The organism is uncultured Lacinutrix sp. (genome assembly GCF_947500325.1).
In the GTDB taxonomy this organism is placed as follows: Bacteria; Bacteroidota; Bacteroidia; order Flavobacteriales; family Flavobacteriaceae; genus Lacinutrix.
The window spans coordinates 1-623 of sequence record NZ_CANMRQ010000084.1; the positions used below are offsets into that span (position 1 = coordinate 1).

Here is a 623-nt window from a genome sequence, read left to right on the forward strand (position 1 = left end):
GTAAAGTTACCAACACTACTTACATCTGTCATAGTAAAAACAGCAGTTCCATCATCTGAACCAAAACATATTTGATCCGTATTTGATTGGGCTACTGCTATGTTAATAGCAGGAGCGATGGTATGAGAAGCACTAATTACACATCCATTAGCGTCAGTCACTTGAAAAGTATAATCATCTGGAGATAAATTTGTAAAGATTCCAGTAGTAGCACCAGAAGTATTTGTAACAGCAGATGCTGGAGCAGTAATTTCAAATGCGAAAGGAGCAATACCGTTAGTAGGCGTCACTGTTACATCTGTAGTTGTATCATTACAAGTAATAACATTAGAATCTACAAATGTGATTCCTGTTAAAGGATCATATGGTGGGATATCAATAGTTTCAGTATCTATACAGCCATTGCTATCACTTACAGAATATGTAATAGTTTGCGTTGTTGTTGTATTAGTTACTGTTAATGTATTTGTAGTTGTATACCCACTACCATTAAAACTGTAAGTATAAGTACCTGTTCCACCAGTAGCAGTTACGGTAATTTCAGTTGTAGTACTACAATTTGTATTATTAGAGATAGTAGCAGAAGCCATAACTTCTGTTGGGTTGTTTAAAGTAATTGTATA

At 34.7% G+C, this 623-nt stretch carries 1 protein-coding gene; it reads right to left on the bottom strand.

The window, feature by feature from the left end:
• Positions 1-623, bottom strand: a 623-nt coding sequence (locus Q0997_RS20275; RefSeq protein ID WP_299892546.1) for a hypothetical protein, incomplete at both ends; no start/stop codon positions are given.